14 protein-coding genes, 1 riboswitch and 1 other annotated feature are annotated in these 13,086 nt (G+C 46.7%); of the genes, 8 read left to right on the plus strand and 6 right to left on the minus strand.

The genetic code is table 11. The features are described 5' to 3' along the window. Positions 1–164: 164 nt before the first annotated feature. The 7 genes from ACKKE8_RS06345 to ACKKE8_RS06375 all read left to right on the plus strand — a co-directional run bounded on the left by ACKKE8_RS06345 (position 165) and on the right by ACKKE8_RS06375 (position 7,018). Positions 165–848: a response regulator transcription factor gene (locus ACKKE8_RS06345; protein ID WP_409177409.1), complete on the plus strand. Its 684-nt coding sequence runs from the start codon at positions 165–167 to the stop codon at positions 846–848. After that, positions 845–2,341, plus strand: a complete 1,497-nt coding sequence (locus tag ACKKE8_RS06350; RefSeq protein WP_409177410.1) for a sensor histidine kinase — start codon at positions 845–847, stop codon at positions 2,339–2,341. The genes ACKKE8_RS06345 and ACKKE8_RS06350 overlap by 4 nt, the downstream gene beginning before the upstream one ends. 49 nt (positions 2,342–2,390) lie before the next feature. After that, positions 2,391–2,632: a binding site (T-box leader), on the plus strand. A gap of 124 nt (positions 2,633–2,756) precedes the next feature. After that, positions 2,757–3,257, plus strand: a complete 501-nt coding sequence (locus ACKKE8_RS06355; protein WP_007722565.1) for an Lrp/AsnC family transcriptional regulator — start codon at positions 2,757–2,759, stop codon at positions 3,255–3,257. Then, positions 3,254–4,432 (plus strand): aminotransferase, encoded by a 1,179-nt coding sequence (locus ACKKE8_RS06360; RefSeq protein ID WP_409177411.1) that lies wholly within the window; start codon positions 3,254–3,256, stop codon positions 4,430–4,432. The genes ACKKE8_RS06355 and ACKKE8_RS06360 overlap by 4 nt, the downstream gene beginning before the upstream one ends. 211 nt (positions 4,433–4,643) lie before the next feature. Further along, on the plus strand, positions 4,644–4,940 hold the full coding sequence (locus tag ACKKE8_RS06365; protein WP_409177412.1) for a transposase: 297 nt from the start codon (positions 4,644–4,646) through the stop codon (positions 4,938–4,940). 8 nt (positions 4,941–4,948) lie between these two features. Further along, on the plus strand, positions 4,949–5,830 hold the full coding sequence (locus ACKKE8_RS06370) for an IS3 family transposase (RefSeq protein WP_409177413.1): 882 nt from the start codon (positions 4,949–4,951) through the stop codon (positions 5,828–5,830). A 276-nt stretch (positions 5,831–6,106) separates the two neighbouring features. Further along, entirely contained in the window at positions 6,107–7,018 is a 912-nt protein-coding gene (locus ACKKE8_RS06375; RefSeq protein ID WP_409177414.1) for an aminoglycoside phosphotransferase family protein, read from the plus strand. Positions 7,019–7,088: 70 nt separating this feature from the next. On the opposite strand, the gene ACKKE8_RS06380 is transcribed toward ACKKE8_RS06375, so the two are convergent. The 6 genes from ACKKE8_RS06380 to ACKKE8_RS06405 all read right to left on the minus strand — a co-directional run bounded on the left by ACKKE8_RS06380 (position 7,089) and on the right by ACKKE8_RS06405 (position 12,255). Beyond that, positions 7,089–8,144, minus strand: a complete 1,056-nt coding sequence (locus ACKKE8_RS06380) for a TolC family protein (protein WP_409177415.1) — start codon at positions 8,142–8,144, stop codon at positions 7,089–7,091. Between the two features lie 217 nt (positions 8,145–8,361). Further along, positions 8,362–8,508, minus strand: a complete 147-nt coding sequence (locus ACKKE8_RS06385; protein ID WP_409177416.1) for a hypothetical protein — start codon at positions 8,506–8,508, stop codon at positions 8,362–8,364. Then, entirely contained in the window at positions 8,501–8,692 is a 192-nt protein-coding gene (locus ACKKE8_RS06390; protein ID WP_409177417.1) for a hypothetical protein, read from the minus strand. Before ACKKE8_RS06390 ends, ACKKE8_RS06385 begins: the two co-directional genes overlap by 8 nt. Positions 8,693–8,841: 149 nt before the next feature. Beyond that, positions 8,842–9,711: a hypothetical protein gene (locus ACKKE8_RS06395; RefSeq protein WP_409177418.1), complete on the minus strand. Its 870-nt coding sequence runs from the start codon at positions 9,709–9,711 to the stop codon at positions 8,842–8,844. Positions 9,712–9,928: 217 nt separating this feature from the next. Continuing rightward, entirely contained in the window at positions 9,929–11,377 is a 1,449-nt protein-coding gene (locus ACKKE8_RS06400) for an amino acid permease (RefSeq protein WP_409177419.1), read from the minus strand. A 113-nt stretch (positions 11,378–11,490) separates the two neighbouring features. Continuing rightward, positions 11,491–11,676: riboswitch (Lysine riboswitch) on the minus strand. 84 nt (positions 11,677–11,760) lie between these two features. Further along, the gene (locus ACKKE8_RS06405) at positions 11,761–12,255 is read right to left on the minus strand and encodes a DinB family protein (RefSeq protein ID WP_409177420.1); all 495 of its coding nucleotides are present in this window, start codon (positions 12,253–12,255) and stop codon (positions 11,761–11,763) included. A gap of 167 nt (positions 12,256–12,422) precedes the next feature. Here ACKKE8_RS06405 and ACKKE8_RS06410 point away from each other — a divergent pair, with 167 nt between their 5' ends. Continuing rightward, the gene (locus ACKKE8_RS06410) at positions 12,423–12,980 is read left to right on the plus strand and encodes a CGNR zinc finger domain-containing protein (protein ID WP_409177421.1); all 558 of its coding nucleotides are present in this window, start codon (positions 12,423–12,425) and stop codon (positions 12,978–12,980) included. The last annotated feature ends 106 nt before the right edge of the window (positions 12,981–13,086 follow it).

The raw sequence follows: 13,086 nt of genomic DNA on the forward strand, positions 1-13,086 counted from the left end.
GTTGAAAGTGCAATGGCAAGAGAATTATCAACGTATTTTATGTTTGATTTACATTTTTTGGTTTATTATTCTGCAAAAAGCTTTCAGCTCGTACTCAGGGCATATTCAGCAAACTTTCAGCTACTCTTGGCCTGTTCAGGTAAAATGGAGATGAGGTGAAAGAAATGAGCCTAAACAAAGGCATTAAAATATTGCTTGTCGATGATGAACCGACCATCCTGCAATTTTTGGAGATGGGTCTTGAAAATGAAGGCTTCCAAGTATTGACGGCACAAGATGGGATGACCGCGGTGACCATGGTGAAGGAGCATCAGCCCCATGTCGTCATTCTCGATGTGATGATGCCAGGCATGGACGGCTTCGAGGTATGCCGGATGCTGAAAAAGATACAGAATGTAGCAACGATCATGCTGACAGCCAGAGAAGACGTGGAGGATCGGGTAAAAGGGCTGACGCTCGGTGCCGATGATTATATGATCAAGCCGTTTAGCTTTGAGGAGCTGCTTGCCCGTATCCATGCGCGCATTCGCAATCATTACCCACATCTACTCTCCAAGGTACATCTCGGCCCCTTCCAAATCGATGACAGGCGAAAGGAGATTAGCTACGAGGACACGCTTCTGGAGCTATCGCCAACGGAATACTCTTTGCTGAAATATTTGGTGACGAATCACGGATTGGTGTTGAGTAAACCCATGATTCTGGATAACGTGTGGGGCTATGATTTCGGTGGGGAGGAGAACATTGTCGAGGTGTATATCCGCTCCCTGCGTGACAAACTGAACGATCGTCAGCATCGAATTATTCGCACATTGCGCGGTGCGGGCTATCGGGTTGATTTTGTATGACGATGAATCGAAACAATCAATGGGCCTCCTTCCTAGAACCGAACTCTTTACGTTATCAACTGTTGTCTCGTTCGTTATTTATCTTATCCGGGTTGCTGCTTCTAATCGGCATGATTCAATATTTATTGATGGAGCAGTTCTTGTATCGCAGCAAAGCGGAAAGCCTGTTAAATCTGGCAGTTACCGTTCCTTATCAGGTCTTGGAAGACACGGAAACGCTCCCGAAAAACGATCAGTATGTCAGCGCGTTGCTTTCCTTGCGTACACCCGATATCAAGTATGCCTTTATTGACAACGACGCCAACGTGACGGAGCTGTTTGCGAATCCGAGCGAAGGGTATTCCCCGCGCTTTCCTGAGAGTCTATACCGCGAGATCTTAGCTAGTGGCGTATGCACTTTTAAATACAAAATTTTGGAAGGTAGCACTGGGAAGGATTATTTGGTCGTGCTGGCACCTATCAAATCACCTGAACAGCTGCAAGGAATCGTACAACTGAGTACACCTGTCGGCTCGATGCGGGAAGTGCTATTTCCACAGTTGATCATTTTCTTCTCTGCATCTGCACTCGCCTTGCTCATTGGCTTGTTAACCTATGTGCCTGTGCTCCGCCGTACGCTGAACCCCCTTTCGCGTATTGAGGTTACAGTTGAGCGGATCAATGCGGGTAATTTAGATGAGCGACTGCCGATGGATCAAGGCCAAATGGAGATTGATCAATTATCGGCGGTCTTTAACGGAATGCTGGAGCGGTTGGAAACCTCCTTTAAAATCGAGCAAGAAGCTGGAGAACGGATGCGACGCTTTGTAGCAGATGCTTCACACGAGTTGCGAACACCGCTGACATCCATCCACGGTTTTTTGGAGGTGCTGCTGCGAGGTGCTGCGGCAAATCCCGAACATTTGCAGAAGGCATTGAAAAGCATGTACGGCGAGACAGAGCGGCTGAACAAACTCGTCAACGATTTGCTGTACCTAGCTCGGATGGATCGGGAACCGGCTTTCCTTTTGCAAGAAGGTCAGTTGGACGCGGTCGTGCACAGTATGGAATCGCAGCTCATGGTCCTGGCGGGTGACCGAAACGTTCATTTCCACATAGAACCGAATGTTACGGCTACTTTCGACTGTGACGGAATGAAACAAGTCATTCTCAATTTGTTTCAAAATGCGGTGCAGCATACTGACCCTGTCAACGGTGAGGTCGAGCTTACATTGGGCAAGATTTCCAATGGGATCGAACTGACGATCAGAGATAATGGGGCTGGAATCGCACCAGAGCATGTCCCGCATGTATTCGACCGTTTCTACCGGATTGAATCCTCACGGGCACGCAAAAGCGGAGGAGCTGGCTTGGGGCTGTCGATCACCCAATCCATCGTAGAAAATCATCGGGGAAAAATTGACGTACAAAGCAGCTTGGGAACAGGGACTGTGTTTCGTGTCTGGTTGCCTAACGGATCGAAAGAGGTCCAGAAGACAGAAGTTGTCGGTTGACAATGAGAGAAAACGTCATTTATAATCTGAGACATTCAATAAAACAACCAACACAGCCGTGAAAAGGAAAGTAAAAAAGGGATTTTGACGTCCAGAGAGTTGCCTGTTAGCTGAGAGGGCAGCCGCGAACTCTTTTTGAAAGCCACCTTGGAGCTCTGCTTTTGAAAATGCCAAGTAGAAAGCAGCGGATGGCCCACGTTATGGGGCGAATGTCTACGTAGACAGCACGAGTTTGCCTTTTGTGAGAGAGGCAAAAAAGCTGAGTGGTACCGCGATACCTTCGCCTCAGCAACCGATTCATGGAAATCATGAGTCTGGTTGCTGAGGCTTTTTGCATTATGCCGTCGTTCAAAAAGTCGACTACTTGAACACGGACTTATGTACAAAAATAAAGAGAAAACTGGAGTGGTGGGGCATGGATCGCTTGAAGCAAAGAGAGCTGTTGCACCTGTTGGAAGAAGACAGTCGCATGAGCGCTGAGCAAATCGGAAAAATGATCGGGGAGCCGACCGAGGTTGTTGAACAGACGATTGCAGCATTAGAAGCCGAGAAGGTCATTGTCAAATATCCAGCGCTGGTGAACTGGGAGCGTGTGGATGATCATCCGTACGTGAACGCCATGATTGATGTGAAAGTGACGCCGAAGCGCGACGTTGGCTTTGATGAAGTGGCGGAGCGAATCTGCCGTTTCCCAGAAGTGAAGGCTGTTTACTTGATGTCTGGTGCAAGCTATGACTTGTCGATTATTTTGGAAGGCAAAACGATGAAAGAAGTAGCCACTTTTGTTTCGCAAAAGCTGTCCACTCTCGATTCGGTTGTCTCAACAGCTACACACTTTATTTTGAAACGATACAAGCACGATGGCATTGAGCTGGAAGATCGTGACGAAGATCACAGGATGGTGGTTACGCCGTGAGTACACAAGTCAAAGTCAAAAACCGTTTATCCAATACAGTTCAATCGTTGAAGCCATCAGGCATTCGTCGCTTTTTCGATTTGGCAGCATCGATGGAGGGAGTCATTTCCTTAGGTGTAGGGGAGCCTGATTTCGTCACTCCTTGGCGCATGAGAGAAGCTTCGATTTCTTCGCTGGAGCGTGGACACACAGCTTATACATCCAATGCAGGTATGCTACCATTGCGCGTGGAAATTCAGAAATACTTGGAAGAACGATTTTCTGTCAGCTATCATCCAGAGACAGAAATTCTCGTGACGGTTGGTGCCAGCGAAGCGATTGATATCGCACTGCGTGCCATTCTCGATCCGGGTGATGAAGTATTGGTCGTGGAGCCTTGCTATGTCTCTTATGAACCAGTCATTCGCTTGGCTGGAGGGGTGCCGGTTTTCCTGAAAACAACGATGGAAAACCAGTTCAAGCTGACACCGCAAGAGCTGGAGTCGCACATCACCGCGCGTACAAAAGCAATCATTTTCTGCTATCCAAATAACCCGACCGGGGGGACTATGACGGCTGAAGAGTGGAAAACACTTTTGCCGATCATTGAAAAGCACGACCTCATGGTGATCTCCGATGAGATTTATGCGGAGCTTACTTACGGGCGAATGCACGATAGTATCGCAGCTCTGCCAGGGATGAAAGATCGGACGATCCTGATCTCCGGTTTTTCCAAAGCGTTTGCGATGACCGGCTGGCGTCTGGGGTATGTCTGCGCGTCGCCTGATTTGCTCGCAGGCATGCTGAAAATCCACCAGTACACCATGCTGTGTGCACCGACAATGGCCCAGATGGCTGCATTGGAGGCCCTGCGTCATGGACGTTCTGATATGGAACGAATGATCGAGAGCTACCGTCAGCGCCGCAATTATGTGGTAGATGGATTCCGTCAAATCGGATTGACTTGCCACGAACCGGACGGCGCATTCTACGCATTCCCGTCTGTGACGTCTACAGGTCTCAGCTCTTCTGAGTTTGCGGAAAAGCTGCTGATGGAGGAAAAGGTAGCTGTCGTACCTGGAGATGTGTTCGGCGAAAGTGGACAGGGGCACATCCGTTGTTCTTATGCAACATCGATCGAGCAGTTGAAGAAGGCGCTGGAACGTATGGAGAGCTTGATGGGACGACTGTCCTAACATTTTCCGGGAAATAAAGGGGGGTGGCTTTTAAGCTGCTCCCTTTTTTTACGAGTGACTGTGGGGGAAGAAGCGCATTTCCAGTCTGCACTTCGGCCTACGCCCCGCAAAGGGGGATTCACTGTCCGCTTCGGAAAAAAAGTTATGATCCCCTTTAGGTAGACAGAAAAAAGAGCGCAACGTATTCTGTCTTTGACGGGGGGAGATTTCAATGGGGAATATCCAAAAGACGTATGACGTAGCGTTTAAGAAAAAAGCAGTAGATTTTTATATAAAAACGGGTATGGGATACAGAAGATGCGGAAAAGAATTGGGGATTGATCCGACGATGTTGCGTCGATGGGTGAATCATTTCCAAAAAGAAGGGATAGCTGGACTGGAAGAAAAACGAGGAAAAGTAAGGGGAATTGGTGTAGGGAGACCCAAAATAAGACCCGAAGACCCTGAAGCAAAAATAAAGAGGCTGGAAGCGGAAAATGCCTTGCTAAAAAAGCTGTTACAGATGTAAAGGGTGGGATGAAATCAGTACCTTACAAGAAGCGGTTTGCAGTTATTGAGGAGCTTGCCAAGAGCGGACACAGCGTTCTCCTTTTATGTCAGCAAGCGCAAGTTTCCAGAAGTGGCTACTACAAATGGATAAAGAAAAGGGAAACGATTACTCCCAAGCAACTGGAAGACGAACAGATCAAGAGAAGAATTATGGAATGCCATAAAGAAGTAAAGGGGATTTACGGATATCGACGGGTTAAGATATGGCTAGAGAAGAAATCCCCCTTACCGATCAATCACAAACGAATCCAACGTTGCATGAACGAAATGCAGCTGCAAGCCGTTATTCGGAAGAAAAGGCCTTATTATGGTAAAAAAGAAGCGTACGTTGTCTCAGGAAACCTGCTAAACAGAGCATTCCAAGCTTCCCATCCAAATGAGAAATGGGTGACGGACATTACCTATCTTATTTTTAACAGACAAAGGCTGTATTTGTCCGTAATAAAAGACTTATATAATCACGAAATTATTGCATACCAGATCAGTCGAAATAATGATATCAAATTAGTAATCGATACACTCAACCAAGCGAAAAAGAAACGAGACGTGAAAGGAATCCTCCTACATAGCGACCAGGGGTTTCAATACACATCTCGTCAATATAATCTTCTACTTACGAAATACAAAATCATACCCAGTATGTCTCGAAAAGGGAACTGTTGGGACAATGCAAGTATGGAGAACTTCTTCAGTCACTTCAAATCAGAATGCTTTTCACGGTATTCTTTCCGCACAGCCAAGGAAGTAAGACATGCTGTAAAGGAATACATCCATTTTTATAATCATGAACGCTTTCAACAAAAATTAAACAACCTAAGTCCATATGAATATCGGACTCAGGTCGCTTAGAGTTGCTCTCTACATACTGTCTACTTGACAGGGGGCAGTGCAAAATGGCAGGAGCGCTTCAAACGTAGAAGTTTCGGTGAAGTGTTTCATAAGTGAAGCTGAAAACCCCCGCCATTTTTTCCTGAGCTGGGATGGGCTCCAGAGGCGCTTGACTGGAAATGCGCTTCTTCTTACGCGGCTGTCGTAAGGGAACAGCTTGAAAGCTAATGCAAGAGGATGCTTTGAAGGTAGTTCGAGAAGTTTTCATTCCACAAGCTTTTTAGGAGGAGATTCCTAATGATTTCACTGCCAACCCAATTTACCCAAACCGTTGTGGGCGTTCATAAAGAAGCAGGTCGTCTCTGGCTCGATTCCTTTGATGAGCTAATTGCCGATTGCGAAGTACGGTGGTCTCTAAAGGTACTAGAGCCATTTCCACTCTCCTATAACTTTGTCGCACCTGTTGTGTTCCAGGATGGGAGAAACGCAGTGCTGAAGCTGGGCGTGCCTGGACTGGAATGGCAGAGAGAGCTGACGGCGATTCGGGCTTTTGCAGGGCGGGGAATGGTGCAGCTACTCGATGCTGACGAGGAAAAAGGCATCATGCTTTTGGAGCGCATCATGCCAGGAGAGACACTGGACAAGCTGAGTAGCGAAGACGAGCGAATTCAATGCTTGGCGGACGTGATCAAAAGAATGTATACACCCGTTTCGAGAGCTGGCAAGCTTGCGTCTACGTTTCCGACGATCGCGGATTGGGCTGTAGGACTGGAAAAGATTCGCCCTCATTACCAAGGGGGGACAGGACCGATTCCCGAGCAAATGGTGGAGCGGGCCATGAAATGGTACAAAAAGCTTCTCTCCACACAAAAAGAACAGTGTCTGCTGCATGGTGATCTTCATCATGAAAATATTTTGCGCGCAGAAAGAGAGTCGTGGTTGGCAATTGATCCAAAGGGGCTGATTGGGGAGACGGCTTATGAGGTGATTCCGTTTTTGCTGAACCATTTGCCAGAGGATGAGGTAGAAGAAATAACGAAACAGCGGGTCGATGGGCTGACGAAGGCGCTGTCTTTGCAAAAAGAGAGAGTGTTGGCGTGGGCGTATTGCCACAGTGTGCTATCGGCTTGGTGGTTCATAGAGGATTTTGGTATAGATGGTGGTCGTTTGGGGATGCCGGGAGTTTTTGAGAGGCTAATCAATGAGTAAGGCTTCACCCTGTGGGATGAAGCCTTCTTTATTTGAAATGAATAAATAATATCCTTCGTGATGCGAAATATTAATAGCCAGTCGACTGATTCAAGGTGGTAGCAGCGAGATTGTATTGATAAACCGATTCGATTGCTTTTGTTTCAGAGTCAAACAGGTTTGCTTCGTCTTCCATCAGTTCTTTCATCGATGCTTTTCCTAATCTATATTGATCGATGGTTGCCTGATAGCGCTCCAATGCGTTTTCTTTCTTTGTTGTACTTTCCTCTAATGCCTTTTGCGCTGCCAGTACCTTCGTATAGTTGTCACTTACTTCTTGACCGATTTTCTTTTGGGTTTTTTGTTTTTGCAGTTCCGCTTTTTTGTGCTCATTTTTTGCGATTGTACCTTTATGTGTACTGAGTGCGGAATACTCTGCCGTGTAATCAATTCTTACTTGGGCAAAGTCTATTTCTGCTTGTGCTTTGAGCATTTCAGGACGTTTTTCATAAGCTTTTGCTTGCAATTGTTCCAGGGAGAGCAGCTCGTGCTGAGTCAGATCAGTGGCGATCATTTTCCATTGTCTGTCCGCTTTTTCATTCAATAAATCGTTGAGCTTGGCCAATGATTGCTTGTAGCTGGCTTCAAGGGCAGCAAGATTTTTGTGAGCTTCTGTTTCTTGGGAGTCCAACCAGTACTGTCTTTGCAAGCTTTTCTTTTGCGCTTTGATTTTGGCGTCTAATGATTGGACTTCGAAGAATGCTTTTTGCACTTGCAATTGAATGGTGTTTTTTTGCGTATTCAGGGCGACTTCATCGACAACCACTTCTTTGACCGCTTTGGCAGCGTCTTCGAATTTCTTTTTGGCATCAGCCAGCGACATGATGTCGGCTTTTTTGATTTCTTCTTTTTCTCTTAGTGTGATGGATGTTTCGTACTTTGTAATATCTAATTCAAGCCGAAGCAGCTCCAGATCAACGCTGTTCTTAAGTGCCTGTTCAACTGCAAAATTAATTGACAAAGGGGAAACATCCGTCTGTTCAGCAGTGGCCACGAATGGAGCGGCCAGAGCCAAATGGGCGCCACCTGTGAGTAGAGAAGTAGCTAATGTTGTGCTGTAAATGTGTTTGAAGAGCCTGGATTTCATGGGGCAACCTCCTGATCATATATACAAGAATTTGATAACGATTCTCATTATCAAATCCATGAAAAGTATATATTTCCAATAGAATTTCGTCAATAAAAAAATGTTTTTTCATATGTTCTTTGTCAAAAATCCATAAGGAATCCCCTTCAGGAAAAAGGCAAAGTGAGCATCTGCCTGTTTCCCCAAAGGGGATTTTTTCGTCGTCATGGGAAAAGAACTATTCTTTGTCCCTGTTTTCTTTGTTTTCCGCAGCCGCCTTGGCAGTTTGGTCCAATGTCCCTCCCTTTGGTGTAAGAGAATAACCATGCATATTGCTTCCGTTATAACCCATGTCCGGCTTTTCCTTTGAGATGCGATCAGTCATTTGCTTCCCCCTTATTTTGTCCAGTGGGTTTAGAGTCTTGCTGAACATACGGATTGTCGACGTCATTTGGTTCCTTGTCTAGATTGGTACGGATTGCGAATATTGGGCTAGTCGGAGGTTGAGCGATCAGTCTGTCATCCAGTTGTTTGAAATCAGGCAGGTCGTTTTCGCGATTGTCATCCATGTTCGTCTCCTCCTTTACGGGTTAGTATGTCCATCAACTGCTTGTCAATTTCCTTAACAGAGAAGGAGAGAGACTTGTACGACATACGAAAAAACAGCCCCAGTCCCAGGGAAGTCAGGGTGGAGGCTGTAACCATCATCTTTGTGCAGTTAACTCGTTTTCTTGGTCAAGATCTTCATAAAAGAGGCAAGATTCGTTTGAAGCAATGGTGTGAAGGCAGGAAAGGAAGCATTTTCAGCAAGCGTATTTATTTGACGAACAAATTCAGTGGTGTCCTTTGTATTCACATTCTCAAAGCGGTTAGCGATTTTCATATTTTTTAAATCGGACAGAAGTGTGGCTTGTTCGTTCCGGTATTGTGCGATCCAGTCTGGACGATGTTGCAGCTTTTTGACAAATTGAATCAGCATGCTTACTTTCTCAGTTTGATTGGTTGAGGCCGCTTGCATTTTTTTGTAGGCTTCCGGGTCGTACCGTTCCATCAGCTTGGACGGATTAACATAGTCGTTCGGCGCCCCATGTGGTTTTTGCGGAAGCTCTACGTAACTGACACTGCCAGTTGCAGGGTCAACCTTTCGCGTTTTGGCAACGCCAGCGAGCAGATGGAGGGTATCCAAAAACTCAGCAGCATTTTCCTTACCCATGAATTGGTCTGCCAAATATTTGCCTTGCGTTAAACCGACTTCTACCAGAGCAGATCTTTCTTCAGCGGTGTAGGTGGATTGGGCGTTGAAAAAATTTTGCTCCAGGATGTGGTCAAAGGCTTTCCGAGCCTCGGGTGGTTTATCTGCGAAAATTTTATCCAAACGCTCATTAATCTCTGTGCTAAAGAAAAATTGGACGCTGTGATGTTCGATGACACCAGCAGGTAGCTCGCGTGCCTTGTGAGAACGAAGGTCAACTGTATCGTGCTCTGGCAATCGGGGCAATCCTAGACGAGTTCCTGTCACCATTTTGGGTGCAAGTTGGTTCGCTGGAAGCTGGGGGGTTAGGTAGCGGGTATTCGATTGGATATGCATGTTCTACTCTCCTCACATGGATTCATGTTCAGTCGTGATGGCAGGAGATCTGGTTACCTTATATCAGATGACTGGGATGAGTTGTGAGAACGGAAGGAAACGGATCTCAATTGCTTCTGTCTATACTATCGGCTGTTTTTGGTCAGTTTTTTATATGCTGGAAAATATGAAAAAGGACTCCCGTTCAGATAACGGAAGTCCGTAATTTTTTCTTCGATTATTTCGTGTGTTCATCCATGCTGAAGTCTACCTGTTCTAGAGGGACGAGCTTGGTCTTTTGGGTAATTTTATAAGCGAGCCAAATGATTAAGAAGAGTGGCAGACCAATGTAAGAGACCATGACGCCATACCAGTCGATCGTTCCACCCATAAATGCGGAGTAGTTTTGCCCCAAAATAACGATACAGCAAATGATGAAGGCAAAAATCGGTCCAAACGGGAACCACTTTGCCCGATAAGGCAATTCACTTAAGTCACGGCCCTGAGCGATAAAAGCTTTGCGGAAACGGTAGTGACTGATGGCAATTCCCAGCCAAGCGATGAAGCCTGACATACCGGAAGCATTCAAAAGCCAGACATACACTTCGCCTTCCCCAAACAGAGAGGACAGAAAAGCAAGGGCGCCGATGAGCGCAGTCAAGATCAAGGCATTGATCGGTACGCCGTTACCTGTTACTTTTGCGAACCATTTTGGTGCGTTTCCATCTTTGGCCAAGTTCCACAGCATGCGTGTAGAGGCGTACATGCCGGAGTTACCAGCAGACAATACAGACGTGAGAATAACGGCATTCATGACGGATGCTGCAAAAGCAAATCCGGCATTTTCAAATACAATCGTAAACGGGCTGATCGCAATATCCGTAATATCGCCACTGATCAGATTTGGATTATCGTATGGAACCAACAACCCGATGATCAAAATAGCGAGGATGTAGAAGAGCAAGATGCGCCAAAAAATTTGACGGATGGCCTTCGGAATGTTGCGGGCAGGGTCTTCGCTCTCCCCAGCTGCGACACCAACCAGCTCTGTCCCTTGGAAAGAGAATCCGGCAATCATAAAGACACCGAGCAGGGCCATGAAGCCGCCATTGAATGGTGCGTCGCCTTTGGTGAAGTTTTGGAGGCCGACTGCTTGGCCGCCCATAATGCCAAAAATCATCAACACACCCACAATAATAAAGACGATTACCGTTACTACTTTAATCAAGGCGAACCAATATTCAGATTCTCCATAGGCTTTCACAGACAGGAGATTCAAGGCAAACAGCAATCCGAGGAACAAAGCGCTCCACACTATCGCTGGGGTATCCGGGAACCAATATTTCATAATGAGTGCGGAAGCTGAAAGCTCGACGGCAATGGTAATGGCCCAGTTGTACCAGTAGTTCCAGCCGAGAGCAAAGCCGAGAGATGGATCGACGAACCGTGTGGCATACGTCGAAAACGAACCGGAAACAGGCATGAAGGCCGCCATTTCCCCCAAGCTGGTCATTAAAAAGTAAACCATGATACTAATGGCGAGATAGGCGACTAAAGCTCCACCAGGTCCGGCCGAATGAATCGAGCCTCCGCTCGCTAGAAACAATCCCGTCCCAATCGAGCCGCCGATGGCGATCATCGTCAGGTGTCGGGCTTTTAAACCACGTTGCAATTGATTTTGTGACATAAGCTGCTTGCACGACCTTTCTAGATTTTTGAGAAGGAAGGTCGGAAACGAAAAAACCGCCATAGCCAAAAAAATGGCATAGGGCGGTATCATCCAATCCCCACCAAGCCTTCACTGAAGATAGCTCACCACGCTTGCTTGGCATGCAAACGTGACAGTTCTGTCCCTTTCGAGTACAGCCCCAACCCAATCGCACAGAGACGCGATATGAGCTTCGGCGGATTTTCCTTACCTGGAGTCATTGATTTTCTCTGAATCTCGTACAGGATGATATAAAAGCCGCGACCTCTATCCTCACCGTGAAAGATGAGGATAACATGTATGAAATTATGTGATTCATCAAATATAAAGGATTGTCTGTGATTAATCAATGTGAATTTTTGTTATTCATATGATCGTCTGGCAGGCCAAGAGCCGTGCAGCTTGCGAATTTGGACGATTTGGCCTGTGTGAAACGCATCGTGCAGAACGAGACTCATCACGGTTTGGTAAATGGGTGTATAGGTAGCCGTCTGGTTTAACTCCTCATCCGTCAGCAAGGAAAGCTTTTCACGAATGTTGCGATGGACGCTTTCCATTTGCATGATGGTAGCTTGCCAAGCGTCTTCGTCATCCGGACCGCCGGACGGGATGAAGGTATCATCGTTCGTCTCAGCAGAGCCAGGAAATTCGGTGCCCAATAGACGATGTAACAGGCGCTCTTTGTAATAAAGAAGGTGGCTGACGTTTTCCCAGATTGTGTTGGCTGCTTCTCCCACAGGGCGCCAGCTAGCTTCCGCTGCTGATACTCCGGAAAGCGCTTCTTTTAAGGGTGGATACCAGTCTTCCTTGTCATACGTACATTCCCATCCGTGCAAAAGCAAATCCTTCCGATTCATACGCTTCCCCCTCGTCTGTGAAACAGATTGATGAAACGCTATAATAGCAGTAAGAAATGAAGGTGTAACCAGTTAATTCTATTACGATAGTTACAAATAGAGATTACCATATCCTGTATGGTCATACAAGAGAGAAAATGAAGGGTTTCGTCAGGAGAGATGATTGCATGGACTGGCTTTGTATCGATTTTTTAAATAGTGATTGGCGGGATTGGCGTGGTTCTGGTCGTTGGGAAAATCGCTTGGAGAACCAGGAATGGCTGGCATCCTTTTTGCAAACATACAAGCTAACTGCTCCATTGCCGATGAATGAGGAGTGTGCCGCGTCACTTTTGCAGCTGCGCGAACGATTGAGACGTATGCTGGAAGCCGTTGTCCGTGGAGACCGAATCCAAGAGGGGGACCTTGCAGAATTGAACAGAGCTTTGGCTCTGGCTCCTTTTCATATGCAGGTGTTGTATGTAGATGAGAAGGGCGGCTACAGGCAAAGGCAATCAAGCTCAACAGAGGGCTGGCCCCTCGTCATGGCACAAATTGCAGCTTCTTTCGCGGAGTTGCTTGTCCCGGAGCATCTGGAGCGAATCAAAATATGTGACAACGAGGATTGCCGCTGGGTGTTTTATGATGAAAGCCGCAACCGGGTGCGCCGCTGGTGTGATGACAAAATGTGCGGAAACCTGATGAAGGTGCGCCGCTTTCGTGAGCGACAGAAGGAAAAAGGCTGAAGGAGCCATTACCAACGACCGTCGGGATTTTGTCTCTGACGGTTTTTTTCTAGGTTTGAGACATAATATATAGAACTATACATGGGAACGGAAACGAGGTGGGTAG

It is taken from the genome of Brevibacillus fortis (genome assembly GCF_046196545.1).
Taxonomy (GTDB): domain Bacteria; phylum Bacillota; class Bacilli; order Brevibacillales; family Brevibacillaceae; genus Brevibacillus; species Brevibacillus fortis_A.

Bases quoted from the DNA above. Each gene is read 5' to 3' on its own strand.
- ACKKE8_RS06345 (WP_409177409.1), top strand. From the start codon at position 165: ATGAGCCTAAACAAAGGCATTAAAATATTGCTTGTCGATGATGAACCG.
- ACKKE8_RS06350 (WP_409177410.1), top strand. From the start codon at position 845: ATGACGATGAATCGAAACAATCAATGGGCCTCCTTCCTAGAACCGAAC.
- ACKKE8_RS06355 (WP_007722565.1), top strand. From the start codon at position 2,757: ATGGATCGCTTGAAGCAAAGAGAGCTGTTGCACCTGTTGGAAGAAGAC.
- ACKKE8_RS06365 (WP_409177412.1), top strand. From the start codon at position 4,644: ATGGGGAATATCCAAAAGACGTATGACGTAGCGTTTAAGAAAAAAGCA.
- ACKKE8_RS06370 (WP_409177413.1), top strand. From the start codon at position 4,949: ATGAAATCAGTACCTTACAAGAAGCGGTTTGCAGTTATTGAGGAGCTT.
- ACKKE8_RS06375 (WP_409177414.1), top strand. From the start codon at position 6,107: ATGATTTCACTGCCAACCCAATTTACCCAAACCGTTGTGGGCGTTCAT.
- ACKKE8_RS06380 (WP_409177415.1), bottom strand. From the start codon at position 8,144: ATGAAATCCAGGCTCTTCAAACACATTTACAGCACAACATTAGCTACT.
- ACKKE8_RS06385 (WP_409177416.1), bottom strand. From the start codon at position 8,508: ATGACTGATCGCATCTCAAAGGAAAAGCCGGACATGGGTTATAACGGA.
- ACKKE8_RS06390 (WP_409177417.1), bottom strand. From the start codon at position 8,692: ATGGATGACAATCGCGAAAACGACCTGCCTGATTTCAAACAACTGGAT.
- ACKKE8_RS06395 (WP_409177418.1), bottom strand. From the start codon at position 9,711: ATGCATATCCAATCGAATACCCGCTACCTAACCCCCCAGCTTCCAGCG.
- ACKKE8_RS06400 (WP_409177419.1), bottom strand. From the start codon at position 11,377: ATGTCACAAAATCAATTGCAACGTGGTTTAAAAGCCCGACACCTGACG.
- ACKKE8_RS06405 (WP_409177420.1), bottom strand. From the start codon at position 12,255: ATGAATCGGAAGGATTTGCTTTTGCACGGATGGGAATGTACGTATGAC.
- ACKKE8_RS06410 (WP_409177421.1), top strand. From the start codon at position 12,423: ATGGACTGGCTTTGTATCGATTTTTTAAATAGTGATTGGCGGGATTGG.